General features: G+C 64.6%; 14 protein-coding genes. All 14 read left to right on the top strand.

Going from position 1 to position 22,967, the window contains the following annotated elements; genetic code table 11:
* Positions 1-115: 115 nt before the first annotated feature.
* The 14 genes from ASD80_RS12005 to ASD80_RS11940 all read left to right on the top strand — a co-directional run bounded on the left by ASD80_RS12005 (position 116) and on the right by ASD80_RS11940 (position 22,885).
* Positions 116-1,636: a methyl-accepting chemotaxis protein gene (locus ASD80_RS12005; protein ID WP_056233091.1), complete on the top strand. Its 1,521-nt coding sequence runs from the start codon at positions 116-118 to the stop codon at positions 1,634-1,636.
* A gap of 42 nt (positions 1,637-1,678) precedes the next feature.
* Complete coding sequence (locus ASD80_RS12000; RefSeq protein WP_056233089.1) at positions 1,679-2,527, top strand: CheR family methyltransferase; 849 nt, start codon at positions 1,679-1,681, stop codon at positions 2,525-2,527.
* Positions 2,524-3,573 carry a protein-glutamate methylesterase/protein-glutamine glutaminase gene (locus ASD80_RS11995; protein ID WP_056233088.1) on the top strand — a complete coding sequence of 350 codons (1,050 nt, stop codon included), beginning with the start codon at positions 2,524-2,526 and terminating at the stop codon, positions 3,571-3,573. The genes ASD80_RS12000 and ASD80_RS11995 overlap by 4 nt, the downstream gene beginning before the upstream one ends.
* A gap of 116 nt (positions 3,574-3,689) precedes the next feature.
* Complete coding sequence (locus ASD80_RS11990) at positions 3,690-4,079, top strand: response regulator (protein WP_056233086.1); 390 nt, start codon at positions 3,690-3,692, stop codon at positions 4,077-4,079.
* A 254-nt stretch (positions 4,080-4,333) separates the two neighbouring features.
* The gene (locus ASD80_RS19075; RefSeq protein ID WP_056233082.1) at positions 4,334-6,865 is read left to right on the top strand and encodes a methyl-accepting chemotaxis protein; all 2,532 of its coding nucleotides are present in this window, start codon (positions 4,334-4,336) and stop codon (positions 6,863-6,865) included.
* A 133-nt stretch (positions 6,866-6,998) separates the two neighbouring features.
* Positions 6,999-9,005 (top strand): methyl-accepting chemotaxis protein, encoded by a 2,007-nt coding sequence (locus ASD80_RS11980; RefSeq protein WP_082555240.1) that lies wholly within the window; start codon positions 6,999-7,001, stop codon positions 9,003-9,005.
* Positions 9,006-9,286: 281 nt separating this feature from the next.
* Positions 9,287-11,362, top strand: a complete 2,076-nt coding sequence (locus tag ASD80_RS11975) for a methyl-accepting chemotaxis protein (RefSeq protein ID WP_056233078.1) — start codon at positions 9,287-9,289, stop codon at positions 11,360-11,362.
* Positions 11,363-11,573: 211 nt separating this feature from the next.
* Positions 11,574-13,643 carry a methyl-accepting chemotaxis protein gene (locus tag ASD80_RS11970; RefSeq protein ID WP_244488993.1) on the top strand — a complete coding sequence of 690 codons (2,070 nt, stop codon included), beginning with the start codon at positions 11,574-11,576 and terminating at the stop codon, positions 13,641-13,643.
* Between the two features lie 339 nt (positions 13,644-13,982).
* A complete protein-coding gene (locus ASD80_RS11965) occupies positions 13,983-16,382 on the top strand; it encodes a methyl-accepting chemotaxis protein (RefSeq protein ID WP_056233074.1) in 2,400 nt (799 codons plus the stop codon).
* A 181-nt stretch (positions 16,383-16,563) separates the two neighbouring features.
* Positions 16,564-19,014 carry a methyl-accepting chemotaxis protein gene (locus ASD80_RS19070; RefSeq protein ID WP_056233072.1) on the top strand — a complete coding sequence of 817 codons (2,451 nt, stop codon included), beginning with the start codon at positions 16,564-16,566 and terminating at the stop codon, positions 19,012-19,014.
* A 378-nt stretch (positions 19,015-19,392) separates the two neighbouring features.
* The gene (locus tag ASD80_RS11955; RefSeq protein WP_056233070.1) at positions 19,393-21,141 is read left to right on the top strand and encodes a methyl-accepting chemotaxis protein; all 1,749 of its coding nucleotides are present in this window, start codon (positions 19,393-19,395) and stop codon (positions 21,139-21,141) included.
* Positions 21,142-21,213: 72 nt separating this feature from the next.
* On the top strand, positions 21,214-21,597 hold the full coding sequence (locus ASD80_RS11950; protein ID WP_056233068.1) for a hypothetical protein: 384 nt from the start codon (positions 21,214-21,216) through the stop codon (positions 21,595-21,597).
* A gap of 38 nt (positions 21,598-21,635) precedes the next feature.
* Entirely contained in the window at positions 21,636-21,998 is a 363-nt protein-coding gene (locus tag ASD80_RS11945; RefSeq protein WP_056233066.1) for a methylglyoxal synthase, read from the top strand.
* A gap of 104 nt (positions 21,999-22,102) precedes the next feature.
* Positions 22,103-22,885 (top strand): ABC transporter ATP-binding protein, encoded by a 783-nt coding sequence (locus ASD80_RS11940; RefSeq protein WP_056233064.1) that lies wholly within the window; start codon positions 22,103-22,105, stop codon positions 22,883-22,885.
* The last annotated feature ends 82 nt before the right edge of the window (positions 22,886-22,967 follow it).

Below are 22,967 nucleotides of genomic sequence, written 5' to 3'. Positions count from 1 at the left end.
AATCAGGCTTATCAAAGTCTTACGCGCCGACAGGTCTTTATAGATTTGATTAACCATTGCCGACGTAGAGTCCGGCCATGTTGGACTCCCTGTTGATTTGCGGATCAGGCGCGCCATGCCCAATCTGCGCCTAGCGCTGATCATCGCTGCATTGTGGCTGGGCACCATGGCGTTGTCCGGGGTCCTCACCGCCACGCTTGGCACCAGCCCGGCCGGGCAAGGGAGCGTGGCCGGGCTGGTGCTCGCGGCGCTGGCCGCAACGCTGTTCATCGCCACCAGTCTCGATCGGCGGGACCGCAACAACCTGGCCTCGATAGCGTTGGCGGCCGGGCTCGGCGACCGGCCGGACGAGGCGCTGACTATCGCCGATATCGTCGCGCGGCTGGGAAGGCGCCTGGAACGGGCTCATCACTGCAAGAGCGCCATCACTGCCATGCAGCAACCCGCTCTGGTCGTTGACGATGACGGCGTGATCCTGGCCGCCAGCGCCGGCGCGACCGCATTGGTCAAGGGCGCCAGGGAGGGGGCGACGCTCGACGCCCTGTTCGGGCCGGGCTATCTCGATACCGGCGGCGGGGCGCCCGAGGAAACCATGATTACCGCCGGTGGGCGGCGGTTCACCGTCAGGCGCCGACCAATCGCCTCGGGCCGCTACCTGCTCGAACTGGTGCCGGCCGGCCTCTATATCGAGGACGACGATCTCGATGCTTTTGCCGGGGCGTTGGCAAGCGGGCAGACCGGGTTCCGCTTCGAAGCCAGGGCCGCAGCGGTCCACCCGGCGCTGGCTGCACTCAATGACGGCCTCGCGGCCCTCGATGCGGGGTTGCTGAGGCTCGAGGATGTGGCGGCCGGCGGCAGCGAATTGCCCGATGCGCTCGAAGGGCCGCTGGGCGCGCTGGCGACGCGGCTGCATGACTTCATCGCGGCCATGGTCGAACAGCTCGACGAGGAACGTGGGCTGCGGGCAGGGCTCGAGGAGCGGCTGGCGGCGGTCGGCCGGCTGCTCGACGGGTTCGAGCAGCGGGTGGCCCGCTATGGCTCCTTGACCCAGGAAAGCCGCGACGATGCCGGCGCCACCAGCCGGGCACTGGCCGATGGCGGCGGTCGGCTGCGGCAGGCGCTCGCCATCGGACGCGAGGCGCAGGCGTTGCTGGGTGAAGCCGACCTGGCGGTGCGGCGCAACCAGGCGCTGGTGGGCGAGATCGACCGGATGACCCAGGAAATCGACCAGATGGTACAGGCCATCGAGGATGTCTCGTTCCGCACCAACCTGCTGGCGCTCAATGCCGCGGTCGAAGCGGCGCGCGCGGGCGAGAAGGGGGCGGGCTTTGCCGTGGTCGCCGACGAAGTGCGCCAACTGGCGCAACTGACCAGCCGCTCGGCCCGCGATATTCGCGGCGTGGTCAAGCGCGGCCGGGCGCAATCGGAGACCGGCGTCAACGAGGCGCAGGGCCTGCAAAAAATGATTGCGGGCCTCGATGCGCATTTACGCAATCTAAGCAATGAAACCGATACGATCGTCACGACACTGGACGAGGGTGACGCGGCGCTGAAGCGCCTCACCGGGCGGATGGCGTCGTTCGGCGAGATGGCGGAGCCCGGTTTGGCACCTCCTGCGCGACGGGCGCGCGCCTAAAACCCCGCATTCGCGGACCGGTAGGCAATTGGGGTATGCCGCATGGAACAGGGAGAAATCTCCCTCAGCGACCGCGAGTTTTCGCGGATCAAGAACCGGGTCTATCAGGTCGCCGGTATTTCGTTGAGCGATGCCAAGAGAACACTGGTGATTTCGCGGCTCAGCAAGATCGTGCGGGCCCTCGGCCTGCCGGGCTTCGACGCCTACGTGGATTATCTCGAGCGCGGCGGTTCGGCCCAGGACGGGCAGGACTTTGTCAATGCGCTGACCACCAACCTCACCCGGTTCTATCGCGAAGACCACCACTTTGAACACCTGCGCTCCCATGTCGGCGCGCTGGTTGCCGAAAAACCACGTGGCAGCCGCCTGCGCATCTGGTCGGCCGGCTGCTCCACGGGGCAGGAGCCCTATACTGTTGGCATGGACCTGCTGGCGGCGTTTCCCGAACTCAGGCGCTGGGACTTCAAGATTCTGGCGACCGACATCGACACCGCGGTCATCGCCAAGGCGGCGCGTGGTGTCTATCCCGAGAATGAACTGAATGGGCTCAGCGCCGAGCGTGCCAGGCAGTTGGAAAAGGTCGGCGACGGCACGATCCGCATTCCGGCGGCGGTGCGCGAGCTCGTTTCGTTCAAGCCGCTCAATCTCATTGGGCCGACCTGGCCGATGAAAGGCCCCTTCGACGCCATCTTCTGCCGCAATGTGGCGATCTATTTCGACAAGCCCACCCAGGGGGAAGTGTTCGGCCGCCTCGGCAAGCTGCTGGCGCCGGAGGCCTTCCTCTATATCGGCCATTCGGAAAATCTGGGCTCGGGCGGCGACGGATTCCGCCTGGTCGGCAAGACCATCTACCAATCCAAGCAGAAACTGAACAAACGAGAAGCGGCATGAGCATCAAGGTCCTGGTCGTCGACGATTCGGCGCTGATCCGCGAAGTGCTGACGCGCATGCTGACGCGCGATGGCGATATCAATGTCGTGGCCACGGCCACCGATCCGATCGACGCGCGCGAGAAGATCAAGCAGCTCAACCCCGATGTGGTGACGCTCGATATCGAAATGCCCAACATGAACGGGCTGCAATTTCTCGACAAGCTGATGCGCTTGCGGCCGACGCCGGTGGTGATGGTGTCGACGTTGACCAAGAAGGGGGCCAGCGAGACGCTGCTGGCGCTGGAACTGGGTGCGGTCGATTTCGTGGCCAAGCCGAGCGCCGAGGCGGAAGGCGGCATCGAGGCCTTCGGCGCCAACCTGCGCGACAAGATCCGCGCCGCGGCCAAATCCGATGTGCATGGCCGCTCGACCGGCCGGGCCGAAGCGCCCAAGGTCGCGGTCAAGACTGCCGCCGCGCCGGCCGGCGCCCTCATTGCCATTGGCGCTTCCACCGGCGGCGTCGAGGCCATTCGCGCGGTGCTGGCCAGCATGCCGGTGGATTGTCCGCCGATCGTGATCGCCCAGCATATGCCGCCGGGCTTTACCAGCCGCTTTGCGGCGCGACTCGACGAGGTCTGCGATCTCAAGGTGGTGGAGGCGGAAGACCGCATGCCGCTGCTGGCGGGCCATGCCTATGTAGCGCGGGGCGACTATCATCTGCGCGTGGAACGCAGCTCGGGCCAGCTCAAGGCGCGGCTCAGCCATGACGAGCTGGAGAGCGGGCATCGCCCCAGCGTCGACGTGCTGTTTGAATCGGTGGCCAAGACGGTCGGTCCCCTGGCGGTCGGGGCGATCCTCACCGGCATGGGTCGGGATGGCGCGCGCGGGCTCAAGATGATGCGCGATGCCGGCGCCTATACGGTGGGCCAAAGCCAGGCTTCGGCGCTGGTCTATGGCATGCCGCGGGTGGCGTTCGAGGAAGGCGCGGTAATGGAGCAGGCGCCGGTCGAAGCGATCGCCGCGCGACTCGCCAATGCCCTGGTGCGGCTGAAATCGGCAGCGTGACGGGCCTCCGTCGCAATGCCACGCGACAGGTTGAGAGATTTGTAACGCTTCTTGCCTAGGGTTTCAGCGAAGAACGGGGTCCGCGGGCCCCACTCGCCAGAAGGTGAAATACGACCATGCCTAAAGCCAGCGCAGTCAGCGTACTCATCGTCGACGACCAGCAGTCCATGCGCGGTATCTGTAAATACATCCTCACCCAGCTCGGCTTCAAGGATATCATCGAGGCCAAAAGCGGACGCGATGCGCTCGGCAAGCTGGAAAAGTCCAATGTCGACCTGATCATTTCCGACTGGAACATGGAAGATATCGACGGGCTGACCCTGCTCAAGGTCATCCGCAAGCACCCGCGCACCCAGGCGATGCCGTTCATCATGGCGACCGGGCGTTCGGACAAGGAGCAGGTCAAGGAAGCCATTTCCTTCGGCGTCAACAACTACATCATCAAGCCGTTCGATGCCTCGACCATGAAGAAGCGCATCGAGGCGGTGATCGGCGCGCTGAGCTGATCGGGCAGACGGCCGATCATTCCGGATTTTTGAACACCTCCCGACCCGGTCGGGAGGTGTTCTGCTTTGTGATGCGCATTTCGTGGCAGATGCGACGGAAAGCGGAGGCACCGTGAATGTCCGTAAGGAGCGGTTAATCCCCCGGATATATCGTTTGCAGAAATTCGATTCACGTCGGGGGCGATTGTCGCTGCCGGAGCCAGCAGGGCTCCCATCAAGGCAGGCGCGACGATCGGTGAGGAGCATCAGGACCAATGAAATTGTTTCCGCAGTTGAAGATTGCCCAGAAATTGCCGCTGGTGCTGGTCGGCTCGGCCCTGCTCGTGGGCGCGGGCGTGGGGCTTTCCAGCTATCTGATCGGTCTGGGGACCGTGCAGAACCAGCGCAACCAGTCGATGCAGGCATCGCTCAACACGGCAGTCTCGCTGGTCAGCGACTATTATTCGAGCGCCGAGGTCGACCTGCGGCTCTTCGTGCAGCGCTCCGATACCGTGACGGCCATGAAGAACCTGACGCGCGCGCTCGACGAGCTGCGCATGGGTCTCAAGGAGCGCGCCGCACCGCAATTGCAGGCGGCCTATGGCACCGAAAGCCCCAATCCCGAGGACCGTGCCGCGGTCGACAGCGTCGGTGCAAAGGGCGCGACCTATGACGCGCCGCACAAGCGCTACCATCCCGGTTTCCGCACACTGATGCAGGAACGCGATTATTCGGACGTGCTGCTGGTCAGCGCTGCCGGCGACGTGGTCTATTCGGTGGCCAAGAACACCGATTTCGCCGCCAATGTGGTCACCGATCCGGCCATGGCCGCCACGGGACTGGGCCAGGCCTTCGCGGCCGCCAAGGACCTGGCCGACGGCCAGGCGGCATTCGTCGACTACACGGCCTATGCGCCGACCGGCACGGCCGAGAGCTTCATGGCCATGCCGGTGTTTGAAAAGGAAGAAAGGACCGGCATCATGGTGCTGGCCATTTCAACCGAGGCGCTCAGCGCCCGCGTGTCGGCATTATCGGGCCTGGGTGAGACCGGCGAAGTGGTGGTGGTGGGCGCCGATGGGCTGCTGCGCACCGAGTCGCCGCGCACCGAGGCGCCCGACGTGCTGCAGACCACCCTGACCTCGGACGTGATAACGCGCGCCTTTGCCGGCGAGAATGGCGAAGGCGCCAGCACCGACTATCGCAACGCGCCCATGGTGGTGCGGGCCGGGCCGGTCAGCGTCGGCGCCGTCACCTGGGCCGTGGCGGCCGTGCAGCCGCAGGACGAGGTCTATGCGCCGGTCAACAATATGCGCAACATGATCCTGCTGGTGGGTGGGGCGCTGCTCGCCCTCGCCGCGCTGGTGGGCTATTTCTTCTCGCGCTCCATCAGCCGCCCGATCAGCCGGCTCACCAGCACCATGGACGCGCTGGCCGATGGCGACCTCGATGTCGAGGTGCGCGGCGCCGATGGCAAGGACGAGTTGGGGGCCATGGCGCGGGCGGTGGAAGTGTTCCGCGAGAACGGGCTCAAGGTGGCGCAGATGACCGAGGCGGAAGCCGCCCAGATCATCCGCAGCCAGGCCGAGCGCGCCGCCATGATGCAGGATTTGCAGCGGGCCTTCGGCGCGGTGGTCGATGCCGCCATTGCCGGCGATTTCACCAAGCGCGTCGATGCCGAATTCCCCGATGACGAACTCAATACACTGGCGCGCTCGGTCAATAACCTGGTGACGACGGTCGATCGCGGCGTGGGTGAAACCGGCTCGGTGCTGGCCTCGCTGGCCGATACCGACCTGACGCGCCGCATGGAAGGCGACTATCAGGGCGCCTTCGCCAAGCTCAAGGCCGATACCAATGCGGTGGCCGAAAAGCTCACCGACATTGTCGGCCAGCTCAAGGACACGTCGCGGACGCTGAAGACCGCGACGGGGGAAATCCTCAGCGGCGCCAACGATCTTTCCGAACGGACCACCAAGCAGGCAGCCACCATCGAGGAAACCTCGGCGGCCATGGAGCAGCTCGCTTCGACCGTGCTGCAGAATGCCGAGCGCGCCAAGGAAGCCAGCGGCGTCGCCTCGACGGTGACCCAGACCGCCGAGGAAGGCGGGCAGGTGATGCACCAGGCGACCGAGGCCATGGAACGCATCACCCAGTCTTCGGGCAAGATTTCCAACATTATCGGGCTGATCGACGATATCGCCTTCCAGACCAACCTGCTGGCGCTCAACGCCTCGGTCGAAGCGGCGCGGGCCGGCGACGCCGGCAAGGGCTTTGCCGTGGTGGCCGTGGAAGTGCGGCGGCTGGCGCAGTCGGCGGCCAATGCGTCGAGCGAGGTCAAGGTGCTGATCGAGCAGTCGGCCGGCGAGGTCAAGGGCGGCTCCAAGCTGGTGCTCGACGCTGCCAGCAAGCTCGAAGCCATGGTGGCCGCGGCGCGCTCCTCGAACGAATTGATGAGCGGCATCGCCAAGGACAGCCGCGAACAGGCCGGGGCCATCGAGGAGGTCAATACCGCCGTTCGCACCATGGATGAGATGACCCAGCACAATGCGGCGCTGGTCGAAGAGATCAATGCCGCCATCGAGCAGACCGAGGCGCAGGCGACCGAGCTCGACAGGATCGTCGATATCTTCGCCACCAACGACACGGCGCCGGCACAGCGCCAGACGGCTCCCGAGCCGGTGCGCGCCGCGCCCGCCAGGACCTTCGTCGATGGCGCGCGCGGCTTGCAGGACAAGCTCAAGACGGTGGCCAAATCCTATCTCAGTCACGGCAATGCCGCGGTCGACAAGGACTGGAACGAGTTCTGACCGGAGCGGGCCGGGAACAGAAAAAGGCGCCCCCGCGGGCGCCTTTTTTATTGGCGCGGCACCGCAACCGCCCATTAACACTCGCGCCGTATGGTCTTCCATACAAGTTCGGGCCGCGATGGGGGATGGCGGAATGGCGGGATTGTGGAGCAACGTCAAGCTGACGACGGCGATTTCCGGGCTGGTCCTGACCAGTATCGCGGTCACCATCGTCGCCTATTCGGTCAGCGGCTATGTCGATCTGCGCCGGCAGTCGGTCAACCAGAGCATTGCTCAGCAGCAGGCCAACCTGCAGGTGGCCGGGACGATCCTTGAAAAACGCCTGTCCGGCTCGGTGCTGACCTGGGCCGAGGACGGTCAGATCGCCGCCTTCCAGGCATTTTCACTGCCTTTCTTCCACGACAGCGCGGCGGTGGATTCGGTGACGCATATCACCCATGGCCATGCTGCGATCTTCGGCCTCGACCCGGCCACTGGCGAGTTCGTGGCGAAATCGACCAGCTTCGTGCTGCCCGACGAGAAAAGAGCCATCGGCTTTTCCATCGATCCGGCTTCGCCCGAGCATGTCGCGCTCAGTGCCGGACAGCCCTATTCGGGGGAAATCACGATGCAGGGCATTCGGTTCAACGGTGCCTTCCAGCCTTTCACCGATCTCAAGAACAACCCGCTTGGCGCCTTCTTTGTGGGCACCGACGCGCAGATCGCTGAGGCTGCGGCCAATGAGTCCCTGCCACGGACGGCGCTCATGGGGCTGGTGCTGCTGGCGGTGATGGGCGGGCTGGGGCTTTTCGTGTCGCGCCGCCTGACGCGGCCGATCCCCCATATTGCCGGCGCGATGCAGGCAATCGCCGAGGGCGACTACAGTATGGAAGTGCCCTATGTGGAGCGGGGCAACGAACTGGGCGCCATGGCCAGGGCGGTGGAAGTGTTCCGCGCCAATGGCCTGCGTGTCAGCGAGATGACCGAGGCGGAAGCGGCCCGCATCATTGCCGATCGCGACAATCGCCAAGTGATGATGAGCGAACTGCAGAATGCCTTCGGGCAGGTGGTCGATGCTGCCGTGGCGGGCGATTTCAGCGGGCAGGTGACGACGGAATTTCCCGATCGCGAACTCAACGGGCTGGCGGGCAGCGTCAATGCGCTGGTATCCAGTTTCAATCGCGGCGTGGTCGAGATCGGCTCGGTGCTGGGCGCGCTGGCCAATACCGACCTGACCCGGCGGATGGAGGGCGACTATGACGGCGCCTTCGCCACGCTCAAGTCGGACGTCAATGCCGTGGCCGACAAGCTGACCGAAGTGGTCGGCCAATTGCGCGAAACCTCGGGCACGCTCAAGACGGCGACGGGCGAAATCCTGTCCGGCGCCAACGATCTCAGTGAGCGCACCACGCGGCAGGCCGCGACCATCGAAGAGACGTCGGCGACGATGGAGCAGCTTGCTTCGACCGTGCTGCAGAATGCCGAGCGGGCGGGACAGGCCAGCACGGTCGCGGGCACCGTCAGCGATGCGGCCGAGGATGGCGGCAAGGTGATGGGGCAGGCCACCGAGGCGATGGAGCGCATTACCCAGTCCTCGGGCAAGATTTCCAACATTATCGGGCTGATCGACGACATCGCTTTCCAGACCAACCTGCTGGCGCTCAATGCCTCGGTCGAAGCGGCGCGGGCCGGTGATGCCGGCAAGGGCTTTGCCGTGGTGGCGGTGGAAGTGCGGCGCCTGGCGCAATCGGCGGCGAATGCCTCGGCCGACATCAAGGCGCTCATCGAACAGAGCGCCAATGAGGTGCGTCATGGTTCGGGCCTGGTCCACGATGCGGCGGTCCGCCTCGAGACCATGCTAGCGGCGGCGCGCTCGTCCAACGAGCTGATGAACGGCATTGCCCGCGACAGCCGCGAGCAGGCCTCGGCCATCGAGGAAGTGGGTGTCGCCGTGCGGCAGATGGACGAGATGACCCAGCACAATGCGGCTTTGGTGGAGGAGATCAACGCCGCCATCGAGCAGACAGAGGCCCAGGCCGTCGAGCTGGACCGCATCGTCGATGTGTTCAACCTGCAGCGGCGCGACATGCCGGCATCGCGACCGGGGCGCCCTGCGGCTCCGGCCGGCTATGGCAATGTGGCCCTCGCCAGCGGCTTCTAGCAGTTCCCCGAGCTGTCCCGGCCTCGCAAACGACAGTCATCGAGGCCGGGATGGCACGCGGAAAGGGACGCCATCCTCACGGTCGCGTTGGCAGTCGCGCCCCGATTGTCCGTTTTTTGGAGAAAATCGGCGTTCGAAACGACTAAATTGTTCCCGGAAACGATACCGGGCCGGTTTGAACAACTTTCGATTAACGGCTATCCCGTAATTTTCCCCATCAGTAAGTCCGCAAAGCACGCGCGATAGTCTCGCCGCGTCCGGACCGTCGGGGGAACAAATCTATGCGCAAGCTCTTTGCCGTCTTCGGCAATATCAAGATGACCACGGCGATCGCGGCGCTGGTCCTGATCGCCATTATCGGATCCATCGCCGCGGTGTCGGGTGCGATCTATATGAACCTGCATGCCCAGTCGATCACCGACAGCAAGCAGCAGCAGCAGACCAACCTGGCGGTTGCCGCGACGATCCTGGAACGGCGCATTTCTGGTTCGGTGCTGAACTGGACCGAAGAAGGCACGATGGATGCGTTCCAGAGCTGGGCCGTGCCGCCGTTCTACGATACTGAAATCATCGATTCGGTGACGCGCGTCACCAAGCAGGATGCCAGCATCTACGTGTACGACGCCGCGACGCAGATCCTGGCGGGCAAGACCACCAGCATCGCCGCTCCGGATGGGACGCGGATCGCGGACCTGGCGCTCGACGCCACCAGTCCCGCCTATGAAGCGGTGATGGCCGGCGAGCCCTTCATCGGCCGGTTGCCGATCAACGGCATCAGCTATTTCGCAGCTTTGCAGCCGATCGAGAAGATGAGCGGCGAAGTGATGGGCGCCATTTTCGTGGGGACGCCCATGGCCAATGTCGAGGCTTCGGCCAATGGCGTGCTGGGGCTGATCCTGATGGTGGGGGGCCTGGTGACCGTGGGGCTGGGCCTTGTCGGGCTGCTGCTGTCGCGCTTGATCACCAAGCCGATTCCCAAGCTGGCCGGCTCGATGGAAGCCATTGCCGAGGGCAATTACGAAACCGAAGTGCCCTATACTCAGCAGGGTAATGAAGTGGGCGCCATGGCCCGTGCCGTGGAAGTATTCCGCCAGAACGGGCTGCGCGTCAGCCAGATGACCGAGGCGGAAGCCGCGCGCATCATCGCCGACCAGGAAAACCGGCAGAAGATGATGAGCGAGCTGCAGTCGGCTTTCGGCGAAGTGGTCGATGCGGCGGTGGTCGGCGACTTCACGCGGCAGGTGGCGGTGGAATTCCCCGATCCCGAACTCAATGGGCTGGCGGCCGGCGTCAACAACCTGGTGTCGACCTTCAATCGCGGCGTGACCGAGATCGGCCATGTGCTGGGGGCGATGGCCAATACCGATCTCACCGAGCGAATGGAGGGCGACTATGAAGGCGCCTTCGCCACGCTCAAATCCGACATCAATGCAGTGGCCGACAAGCTGACCGAAGTGGTCGGCCAGTTGCGCCACACCTCGGGGTCGCTGAAGACCGCGACGGGGGAAATCCTCTCGGGCGCCAACGATCTTTCCGAACGCACCACCAAGCAGGCGGCGACCATCGAGGAAACCTCGGCGGCCATGGAGCAGCTGGCAACGACGGTGCTCAAGAATGCCGAGCGGGCCAAGGACGCCAGCGTCAACGCGGCGCAGGTGACCCGCACTGCCGAAGAGGGCGGGCAGGTGATGGACGCGGCGACGTCGGCCATGGAGCGCATCACGCAATCCTCGGCCAAGATTTCCAACATCATCGGCATGATCGACGACATCGCCTTCCAGACCAACCTGCTGGCCCTCAATGCGTCGGTGGAAGCGGCACGAGCCGGCGATGCCGGCAAGGGTTTTGCCGTGGTGGCGGTGGAAGTGCGGCGCCTGGCACAGTCAGCAGCGCAGGCCTCGAGCGAGGTCAAGGTGCTGATCGAGCAGTCGGCCGGGGAAGTCAATTCCGGCTCCAAGCTGGTGGGCGACGCGGCGGGCAAGCTCAAGGCAATGCTGGATGCGGCGCGCGGCAATAACGGGCTGCTGGAATCCATCGCCAATGACAGCCGCGAGCAGGCTTCGGCCATCGAGGAGGTCACCACCGCCGTCCGTACCATGGACGAGATGACCCAGCACAATGCGGCTTTGGTGGAAGAGACCAATGCGGCCATCGAGCAGACCGAGGCGCAGGCCACCGAACTCGACCGCATCGTCGATGTGTTCCGCATCGCCCAGCAGGAGACGGGCAAGGCGCGGGCCGAACGGGCAGCGCCTGCCGGCGGTGCGCGCGACCTGCAGCAGCGCCTGCATGCTGCCTCCGCCAACCTCACCACCCATGGCAATGCCGCGGTGGCGCCGGACTGGAACGAGTTCTAGTCTCCAGCCAGGCTACCGGAACAAACCAACCCCGCGGCACCCGGTGCCCGCGGGGTTTTTCATGCCGGATCGGGGCATTGCAACATCGGCGGGCGTCGGACCGGCGGATTTGGGATGATAAACACTCGATTAAGCCTGCGCTGATATTTTTCCCGGATCAAGGCGCGGGCAGGTCCCACTGAACTGCGCGGGGGCTACGGGGTAAACCGACATGTTGAAGCGCGCTGGGCACTTCCTGGGCAATATCAAGCTGACGACGATGATCGCCATTCTCGTGATCTCGGCGATCATCGTGTCGATCGCCGCTGTAACGACGGCGACCTATATCAATCTCAGTGCCTCGACACGCGCCACTGCGATGTCGCAACTGGATGGTGACCTGCGCACTGCCGCAACCGTCGTCGGCGGCAAGCTGCCGGGCGCCGAAGTCGCCTGGGCCGAGGATGGCAGCATCGCCTCGGTCAAGACCTGGGCCATGCCGCGGCTCTTCGTCAATCACGACCTGGTGGATTCGGTGGCTCGCCTCACCGGCGAAAGCGTGACGATCTATGGCGCTGAAGACGCCACCAAGCCGCTCACGGCGCTCAGCAGCACGCTGCTTACCCCCGAGGGTGAGCGCAGCGTGGGCCAGGTGCTCGACGCGACCGATCCAGCCTATGCGACCCTTCTCGAAGGCAAGCCCTATTTCGGCGAGGCCACGGTGCAGGGAACGGCCTATTACACCGCCTACCAGCCTATCCAGGATCAGGAGGGTGGCCTCATCGGCGTGCTCTATGCCGGTACGGACAAGGCCAGGCTCGAGGCGGGTATCCTGTCGACCCTGTGGGTGCTGTTGAGCGTGGGCGCAGTCAGCCTCGTCGTATTGGGCGTGTTGGGCTACATCATGTCCCGCCTGATGATGGCAGCGGTGCCCAAGCTGGCGCAGACCATGAAAGCGGTGGCGGAAGGCGACTACGAAACCGAGGTTCCCTTCATTACCCGCGGCAACGAGGTCGGCGAAATGGCTCGGGCGGTGGAAGTTTTCCGCGAGAACGGGCTCAAGGTCAGCCAGATGACCGAAGAGGAGCGCGCCGCGTCGCAGCGTCGCCGGATCGAGCGCACCGATATGATGGTGGCGCTGCAAGCCGCTTTCGGCGAGGTGGTGGATGCCGCTATTGCCGGCGATTTTTCCAAGCGCGTGCATGCGCAGTTCCCCGATGCCGAGCTCAACGCGCTGGCCGGCAGCGTCAACAACCTGGTCGAGACGGTGGATCGCGGCATCGGCGAAACCGGCAATGTGCTGGCGGCGCTGGCCGACACCAATCTCACCAAACGCATGGAAGGGGACTATCAGGGCTCGTTCGCCAAGCTTAAGGCCGACACCAATGCGGTGGGTGACAAGCTGACGGATGTGGTGAGGCAATTGCGGTCGACCTCGCGCGCGCTCAAGACGGCGACCGGGGAAATCCTTTCCGGCGCCAATGACCTTTCCGAACGGACCACCAAGCAGGCGGCGACCATCGAGGAAACCTCGGCGGCCATGGAACAGCTTGCCTCGACCGTCGCGGAAAATGCCCGCATGGCGGTAGATGCAGATGTGATGGCGCAGTCGGTCTCCCAGAGTGCCGCGCAGAGCGGAGTGACGATGACCGAGGCCAATGAGGCGATGGAGCGCATCACTTCGAGCTCGGCCAAGATTTCCAACATCATAGGGCTTATCGACGACATTGCCTTCCAGACCAACCTGCTGGCGCTCAACGCTTCCGTGGAAGCTGCGCGGGCCGGCGATGCCGGCAAGGGCTTTGCGGTGGTGGCGGTGGAAGTGCGGCGCCTGGCGCAGTCGGCCGCCAGCGCGTCCTCCGACGTCAAGGCGCTGATCGAGCAGAGCGCCAACGAGGTCAAGGGCGGCAGCAAGCTCGTCTCCAATGCCTCAGAGCAGTTGACCGAGATGCTGCAGGCGGTCAACGAGAATGCCAGCCTGATGCAGTCGATCGCCAAGGCGAGCCGCGAGCAGGCGGCGGCTATCGACGAAGTGTCGGTGGCGGTGCGCACGCTCGACGAGATGACCCAACACAATGCGGCTTTGGTGGAAGAAACCAATGCAGCCATCGAGCAGACCGAGGCCCAGGCCAGCGAGCTCGACCGGGTGGTGGATATCTTCACGATCGAGGAGACGGTCGAGACCGCGCCGAAACGCGCTGCGGCGCCGGCGCGCGGCATGGTCGACAAGGTACGCTCGGCCGCCCGCTCCTACCTGACGCAGGGCAATGCGGCCATCGCCAAGGACTGGTCGGAATTCTAGGGGCCTGCTCCGCTGGCAAAGGTTGGAAAAGGGCGCCGCGGGGCGCCCTTTTTGTCATGCGATCACACAAGCAAACGTACTTAACCCGGCCTTAAGCCCGATCTGGCAGGGTGATCCCGGACGCAGTTGTACTTTGAATCGGCATGTCGTTGCGGCAAGCAACGACTGGAGCAGCATGGCGTCGCTTTTCCGGCAATCAGAATCCGTCGCTCCCGCCTCCGCGGGCGGCGCCGAGCCATGCCGGAATACCATTTCAAAGACAGATGCGGTGAGTGAAGCGAGCCGTGAAAGGTCCGCGGGGCAGCCTCGTCAGGGGCATTAATTGGTAGGGAATACAGAATGAAATTCTCCAACCTGTCGATCCAGAAGAAGCTGGTGATCGGCGCAGGTGTATTGTTCGCGGCTTCGATGTGCGCCATCGTCTTCGGTGGCACGACGCTGATGTATGGCACCGCTGGCGGTGAAGCCGAGTCGCGGGCGCGCGCGCTGCTGGGGCAGTATAGCCAGCTCGCCTCAGGCCAGATGGGCGGCATCATCTCGCTGGCGCGCGGCGTCACCGCCTCGGTGGAAGGCATCATTTCCGACGGTCCGGTGGATCGCGACCTGCTGGGCCGGTTGATGACCGCAGCGACCGCCTCGCGGCCGGCGCTGGCCGGCATGACGCTGGCCTTCGAGCCCAATGGCCTTGACGGCAACGATGCCGGCTTCATCGGCCATCCCTATTCCGACGCTACCGGGCGCTTCGTGCCCTATTTCACCAACCAGGATGGCAAGGTGGTGGTGGAGCAGTTGGACATGTCGTCGGGCAGCGAGAACTGGTACGGCCTGCCGATGGCCGAGGATCGCTCGGTGCTGACCCCGCCCTTTGCCTATGCCATCAATGGCGCGGATGTGCTGATGACCACGATCAGCATTCCGGTCCGCAAGGCGGGCAAGCCGGTCGGTATCGTCACCGCCGATCTCAGCCTCAACACTATTGCAGGCGTGATCGGCCAGCTTCGGCCTTTCGAGGTGGGCAATGTGTCGCTGGTCAGTGCTGACGGCCAGTGGATCGCCAGCCCCGATCCCAAGCTGGTCGGCACCAAGGTTGCACCGGAAGTCGCCGGCGCCCTGCTGGATCCGGGCTTGCTGCAAAAGGGGCTCTACTATGTCGACGCCAACGGTGTGCAGCAGTTCGTCATCGCGACCCAGCTGACGTTCGACGGCGTGCCCGACCAGTGGACCATGCTGATGGATGTACCGGCGGCAACGATCTTTGCCGGTGTCGACCAGATGCGCAACCTGGCCCTGGGCGCCGCAGCGGCGCTGCTGGTGCTGGTGTTGGCGCTGGTGTGGTTCGGTGCCGGCATACTGGCCAGGCCGATCCGCAAGATGACCGGCATCATGGATGGGCTGGCCGAAGGCGACTACGATGTCTTTGTGCCCTATAGCGACAATCGCGATGAAATCGGCGCCATGGCGCGAGCCGTGGAAGTGTTCCGCCAGAACGGGCTCAAGGTCAGCCAGATGACCGAGGCGGAAGCGGCGCGCATCATCGCCGAGGAGCAGAGCCGCCGCGCCATGATGACGGACCTGCAGGGCGCCTTCGGCCAGGTGGTCGATGCCGCGATTGCCGGCGATTTCAGCAAGCGGGTCGAGACCGAATTCCCCGATCCGGAACTCAATGGCCTCGCCAGCAGCGTCAACAGCCTCGTCGCCACGGTGGATCGTGGACTCGACGAAACCGGCCGCGTGCTGACGGCGCTAGCCAATACCGACCTGACCATGCGCATGGACGGCAACTACCAGGGCGCCTTTGCCCGCCTCAAGGCCGATACCAATGCGGTCGGCGACAAGCTGACCGAGGTGGTGACGCAGTTGCGCTCGACCTCGCGGACGCTCAAGACCGCGACGGGGGAAATCCTCTCCGGTGCCAATGATCTCTCCGAGCGCACCACCAAGCAGGCGGCGACCATCGAGGAAACCTCGGCGGCCATGGAGCAGCTTGCCTCGACCGTGCTGCAGAATGCGCAGCGCGCCAAGGATGCCAGCATCAACGCGGCGGAAGTGACCCGCACCGCCGAAGAGGGCGGGCAGGTCATGCAGAAGGCCAATGAGGCGATGACGGCGATCGAGGCCAGTTCGGGCAAGATTTCCAACATCATCGGGCTGATCGACGACATCGCCTTCCAGACCAACCTGCTGGCGCTCAATGCGTCGGTGGAAGCGGCGCGGGCCGGCGATGCCGGCAAGGGCTTTGCCGTGGTGGCCGTCGAAGTGCGGCGGCTGGCCCAGTCGGCGGCCAGCGCCTCGGCCGACGTCAAGGTGCTGATCGAGCAGTCGGCCGGCGAAGTAGGGCTCGGTTCGCGCCTCGTTTCGGATGCCGCGGCGCGACTTTCGGCCATGCTGGATGCGGCGCGCGCCAGCAACCAGCTTATGGACGGGATTGCACGAGAAAGCCGCGAGCAAGCCTCCGCGATCGAGGAGGTCAATATCGCCGTCCGCACCATGGACGAGATGACCCAGCACAATGCGGCTTTGGTGGAAGAGACCAATGCCGCCATCGAGCAGACCGAGGCCCAGGCCAGCGCCCTCGACGAGATCGTGGCGGTGTTCAATACCGGCAGCGAGCGGGCCGCGCCGACACGGGCTACGGCCGCCCCGGCGCCGACTGCCCGCCCGACCAATGTCAGGAAAGCGGCGCAGGCCTATCTCAGCCAGGGCAATGCCGCCATCTCGGCCGACTGGAACGAGTTCTAGGCCGATCGCAAATGCGGGCTCCCGGTTTGGCCGGGAGCCCGCATGACGGCGTCATGACAGTGGCGGAAGGGCTTCCTTAACCATAGCGTTCCTATGGTTTAGCTGCGTCATGACCGCGGAAGAGGAGCTGCGGACATGCCTTGTCAAAGGCAGCAGTGCCACAACTCCGGAAGTTTCCTCAATGACGACCCAGCTCAAACTCGCCTTCAAGCTACCGGCCATGGTGGTGGCGATCGCGCTTGTCACTGGAGCCAGCCTGGCGCTGGCCGGCTATGTCGCCAGCAGTGCCATCGTCGAAAACCAGGCCGAGCAGCGGCTCACCGCGGCGGCAGCCAATGCCCGCTCGGCGCTTGATGCCTATCTCAGCGAAGTGGCCGAGGATTTGACGCTGTTTGCCGGCCGGTCGGAAATCGCGGCTGGTATCGACCTGTTCTCCGGCGCGATGCGCTCGCTGAAGGGGCAGGGCGACCCGACCGAGTTGTTGCAGGGCGCCTATATCACGCAGAATCCCAACCCCGCCGGCGAACGGCTCAAGCTCGATACGTCCGACAAGTTGCCGGTCTACGACCTGCATCACCGGAACCTGCATGCCGATTTCCGCGATCTGCTGGAAAAGCGCGGCTATTACGACATCTTCCTGTTCGATACCGATTTCAACAACGTCTACACCGTGTTCAAGGAAGCCGATTTCGCCACCAATTTCGCCGAAGGCGGCGGGCCGTGGGCCGATAGCGACCTGGGCAAGGTGGTGCGATCCGCCATGGCCGGGGAAGAGGGGCAGGTGTTCCTCTCCGATTTCGCCCCCTATGGCCCGAGCGCCGGGGCGCCGGCCAGCTTCATTGCCGCGCCGGTCTATGACCAGGGCTTCCTGATCGGCGTCATCGCCTTCCAGATGCCGACCGGCCGCATCGGCGACGTGCTGGAGCGTACGCAGGGGCTGGGCCAGAGCGGGGAGACCTATCTCGTCGGCCAGGACGGGCTGGTGCGCAACGATTCCCCCAAGACCGAGGGCAATGATGTGCTGGCGCTGTCGCTGCAGGGCGATGCCGTCAGCGCCGCATTGGCGGGCAGCGCCGCGATGGGCACGCTGGCCCATCACGACGGGGCGGCCTATGTGGCGGCCAGCGAGCCGCTGACCTTTGGCGGGGTCGACTGGGCCGTGGTGGCGCTGGAAAGCGAGGCAGACATTTCCGCGCCCTCGACCGGGCTGCGCAACGCCATGCTCATCATCGGGCTGGTGCTGCTGGCGCTGGCGGCGGTGGTGAGCATCCTCATCGCCCGCACCATCACGCGGCCGATTTCGCGCCTCACCGACGCCATGGCCGAGATTGCCGGCGACAAGCTGGATATGGCGGTGCCCGGCCTCGAGCGCGCCGACGAGCTGGGTTATATGGCAGAGGCGGTGGATGTGTTCCGCAGCAACGGCATCAAGATGCGCGACCTGCGGGCCGCCGAGCTCGACATGAGCGAAGAGCGGGCCAGTCGGGTCAGTGTCATCCAGGCTTTGCAGCAGGATATCGGCGCCGTGGTCGGCGCAGCCATCGATGGCGATTTCTCCCGCCGCGTCGGCACCGAGCTCAGCGATCCCGAGCTCCGGCAACTGGCGCTTGATGTCAACGATCTGGTGACGACGGTCGATCGCGGGCTGACCGAGACAGGCAGCGTGCTGGCATCGCTGGCCCGGGCCGACCTGACGCACCGCATGACCGGCGACTACAAGGGCGCCTTCGCCCAGCTCAAGCAGGATACCAATGGCGTGGCCGAGCGGCTCGGCGAAATCGTCAGCCAGCTGCGTGGCACATCGGGGGCACTCAAGACGGCCACCGGGGAAATCCTCTCCGGCGCCAACGATCTATCCGAGCGCACCACGCGGCAGGCGGCGACCATCGAGGAAACCAGTGCCGCCATCGAGCAGGTCAGCCGCACCGTGGTCGACAATGCGGCCCAGGCCGAAGCGGCGAGCCGCGAGGCCCGCGCGGTCTCCTCCGAGGCCGAAGCCAGCGGGGCGGTGATGGGCGAAGCGACCGGCGCCATGGACCGGATTACCCAGTCCTCGGCCAAGATTTCCAACATTATCGGGCTGATCGACGATATCGCCTTCCAGACCAATCTGCTGGCGCTCAATGCTTCTGTGGAAGCGGCGCGAGCCGGGGAAGCGGGCGCCGGCTTTGCCGTGGTGGCGGTGGAAGTGCGGCGGCTGGCGCAATCGGCGGCCAGCGCCTCGGCCGACGTCAAGGCGCTGATCGAGCAAAGCGCCGACGAGGTCAAGGGGGGCACGCGCCTGGTGGCCAGTGCGGCCGAGCACCTGGTGTCCGTGCAGGAGGCCATCCGCGCCAATGCCGCGATGCTGGACGGCATTGCAAAGGCGAGCCGCGAACAGGCCGCGTCGATCGACGAGGTCAACGTGGCGGTGCGCCAGCTCGACGAAATGACCCAGCACAATGCGGCGCTGGTGGAAGAAACCAATGCGGCCATCGAGCAGACCGAGGCGCAGGCCAATGAACTCGATCGCGTCATCGGTGTCTTTACGGTTGACGACACCTCCAGGGCGACGCCGAAGCACGAAAGCGGGCGGCGCAGCGTACTGCAGGGTGTCAAGGCCGCTGCGGGCGCCCATCTGGGGCGCGGGTAACGGACTGGAACGAATTCTGGTCGAAACCATGGAAGGGCGCCTCGCGAGGCGCCCTTTTTGTTTGCGGCGGGCAGCGTTGGCGTTCCCTTAACCTTTCGCGATCAGGGTCGATGGCGGACGCAGATCAATGTCGTTGCCACTGGTGAGGACCAGTGGCCACAGGTGAGTGGTCGGCCATGTACCAAACAGCAGGAAAACTGCGAACGTCAGCACTCCGGCCCCTCGGGGCTGACGGAATCCGGGCATGGTTTCGGGGCTTTTGCGTAGCCGGCTACGCAGAACCCGCAAGCAGCGTCAGAACCCCCAATTATCCACTTTTTCATAGCATTGCACGAGCGCCGCATTGCGGCAGGGGCAGGGGCTGGAGGGCCTTTCTCGATGGGCATATTCGCACGAAACAGCAGTGATGACGCGGCCAAGGTCGAAGCAATCATGCGCAGCCAGGCGGTGATCGAGTTCAACCTCGATGGCACCATTATCACCGCCAATGAAAACTTCCTTGCGGCGCTCGGCTACGAGCTTGGCGAAATCGTGGGCAAGCACCACCGGATCTTCGTCGATCCGGAGGAGGCGCAGGCGCCCGCCTACAAGCAGTTCTGGGCAGATCTTGTCGCCGGCAAGTTCCAGGCGGCAGCCTATCGGCGCATCGCCAAGGGCGGCCGCGAAATCTGGATCCAGGCGAGCTACAACCCGGTCTTCGACAAGGCGGGCAAGCCGATCAGGGTGATCAAGTTCGCCACCGATATCACGGCGCAGAAGAACCAGGCGGCCGACCACGAGGCGCAGATCGCCGCCATCGGCCGAGCACAGGCGGTGATCGAGTTCAACCTCGATGGCACGGTACGCGACGCCAATGAGAACTTTCTCGCCACGCTGGGCTATAGGCTCGATGAAATCGTGGGCAAGCATCACCGCATGTTCTGCGACCCGGCCCATGCCGCGGGGCCGGATTATGCCCGGTTCTGGGAGCGGCTGCGGGCGGGCGAATATATCGCTGCCGAGTTCCAACGCTTCGGCAAAGGCGGCAAGGAGGTCTGGATCCAGGCCTCGTACAATCCGATCCTCGATGCACAGGGCAGGCCGGTCAAGGTGGTCAAGTTCGCCACTGACATCACCGAGCGCAAGCGGGCCGAGGGCATCATCGCCGACCTGACGTCGAGCCTCGCCAAGATGGCCGAGGGCGACCTGACCGGGCGGATCGATAGCCAGTTCACCGGCCAGTATGAGCAATTGCGCCTGGCCTTCAACCAGTCGCTCGGCCGGCTGTTCGACATCGTCACCGGCCTGCAAAAGACGTCGCGCTCGCTCAAGACCGCGACCAGCGAGATTCTGTCGGGCGCCAACGATCTTTCCGAGCGTACCACCAAGCAGGCGGCAACCATCGAGGAGACCTCGGCCTCGGTCGAGCAGCTTTCGACCGCCGTGCAGGAGAATGCGACCCGCGCGGCCACGGCCAGCCAGAAAGCGCAGGCCGTGTCGACCAGCGCCACCGAAGGCGGCGTCGTGATGAACGAGGCCAATGCGGCCATGGCGGCGATCGAGACCAGCTCGGGCAAGATTTCCAACATTATCGGGCTGATCGACGATATCGCCTTCCAGACCAACCTGCTGGCGCTCAATGCCTCAGTGGAAGCGGCGCGGGCGGGCGATGCCGGCAAGGGCTTTGCCGTGGTGGCGGTGGAAGTGCGGCGGCTGGCGCAATCGGCAGCGCAGGCTTCGAGCGAGGTGAAAGTGCTGATCGAAGCCAGCGCCAGCGAGGTCAAGAACGGCTCGCGGCTGGTGGGACAGGCCGCCGAAAAGCTGCTGGCGATTCTCAGCGGGGCGCAGGAAAGCTCGACGCTGATCGATTCCATCGCCCAGGCCAATAGCGAGCAGGCGGGGGCGCTGGACGAGGTTTCGGTGGCGGTGCGGCAAATGGACGAGATGACCCAGCACAATGCGGCGCTGGTGGAAGAGACCAATGCCGCCATCGAGCAGACCGAGGCCCAGGCCAGTGAGCTCGATCGCATTGTCGATGTGTTCAAGATGGATGGGGCCGGGCGGTCAGCCACGCCTCCTGCCCAGCCAAAGCCGGCGCTGCGAACGGTGGGCAATGCTGCGCTCGCACCGGACTGGAACGAATTCTAGGGCATTTCCTGCTGACAGGGCCTGTCAGCACCTGACGGCAGGGTAGCCGGGCGTCAAACCCGGAGCCCTGCCATGCTTACTTCCGCCGTCGATCCTGTCTATTCTCTCACATTCGGCGACCTGATCGCACCGCTGCCGGCTCCCATCCAGGTCATGACAAGTGACTTGGTCGACCTTTTCACGCGGTATCCGGGCGTGACCGGACAGGTCCGCCTGGGCTGGCGATCGGTCAATTTCCGGCACGAACTGGCCGGCTATTTCGGCGCCGTGTTTCCAAATGAGGAGCGGGTGATCGTCTATTTCGAGTATGGCCGCCTGCTGTCCGACCCGGACGGTCTGCTCGATGGTGGGCTCGATCTAAAACGTGGCAGGTTCATGCGGCTTTCCCCCGAGGCGCCCATGCCCGAAGGAGCGATCATGCAGATGCTGGCCGAGGCCATTGCCCTGCGGGCCTGAAGCGGGCATGAAGGCCGGGCTGGCTTCGGGAGACTTGCATGGCGCGGATTGGCCTGGTGGCACATGACGATAAGAAGGACGATCTCTGCGTCTGGGCCGAGCATCATAAGCACAAGCTGAGCCAGCATGAATTGTGGGGCACGGGCACGACCGGTAGCCGCGTCATGGCGGCGACCGGCCTTGCGGTAACGCTGCTCAAGAGCGGTCCGCTGGGCGGGGACCAGCAGCTCGGCGCCATGATCGCCGAGGGCAAGCTGGATGTGTTGATTTTCTTCATCGATCCGATGACGGCACAGCCGCACGATGTCGACGTCAAGGCGCTGACCCGGCTGGCGACGCTGTACGATGTGCCCTGCGCCAACAACAAATCCACAGCGGACGCGGTGCTCGCCTACATTTGACCGCCCGGTCAAGGTTGACCCTTGCGTCACCTTATGAGCAGATGCCCCAAAATCGCCCGGATTGAACCGGGCTTCGTGGCATCGGGAAAACGGGACGGGCTTTAGTGTCCTCTGACTTGGTTATCGACGTTCGCAACGTCAGCAAACGCTTTGGTGGATTGACCGCCGTCAACAACTGCTCGCTGTCGGTGCGACGCGGCTCGGTCACCGGGCTGATCGGGCCGAACGGGGCGGGCAAGTCGACGCTTTTCAACATCGTCGCCGGCAATATCGTGCCCGATGAAGGGCAGGTGATTTTCGACGGCACCGACGTCACCGGCTTCAAGCCGCATCAACTGTTCCGCACCGGCATGCTGCGCACCTTCCAGATCGCGCATGAATTCTCCAACATGACGGCGCTGGAAAACCTGATGATGGTGCCGGGCGACCAGCCGGGCGAATATCTCGGCAATGCCTGGTTCCGCCCCGGCCTCAGCAAGTCGCGCGAGACCGAGGTGCGCAAGAAGGCGCTGGACGTCATCGACTTTCTCAAGCTCGGCCATGTGCGCAATGAGCTGGCGGGCAATCTCAGCGGCGGGCAGAAAAAGCTGCTCGAACTGGGCCGCACCATGATGGTGGATGCCAAGGTGGTGCTGCTCGACGAAGTGGCAGCCGGCGTCAACAAGACGCTGCTCAACGACCTGGCGGCCAATATCGAGCGGATGAACCGCGAGCTGGGCTACACTTTCTTCGTCATCGAACACGACATGGACCTGATCGGGCGGCTATGCGACCCGGTCATCGTCATGGCGCAGGGCGAGAAGATCGCCGAAGGCCCGATGGCCGAAATCCGCGCCAATCCACAAATCGTCGAAGCCTATTTCGGCACTCCGGTCGAGGTGGCGTGATGACGGATAATTCGACCACTCACCGGGCGTCACCCTCGGGCTTGATCCGAGGGCGTTACACTTGCCGCACTACCCCAAAGTG

This window comes from Devosia sp. Root635 (assembly GCF_001427605.1).
GTDB lineage: Bacteria > Pseudomonadota > Alphaproteobacteria > Rhizobiales > Devosiaceae > Devosia.
Note: the sequence above shows the minus strand (reverse complement) of the source record. Positions and strands in the feature narration are given on the sequence as shown.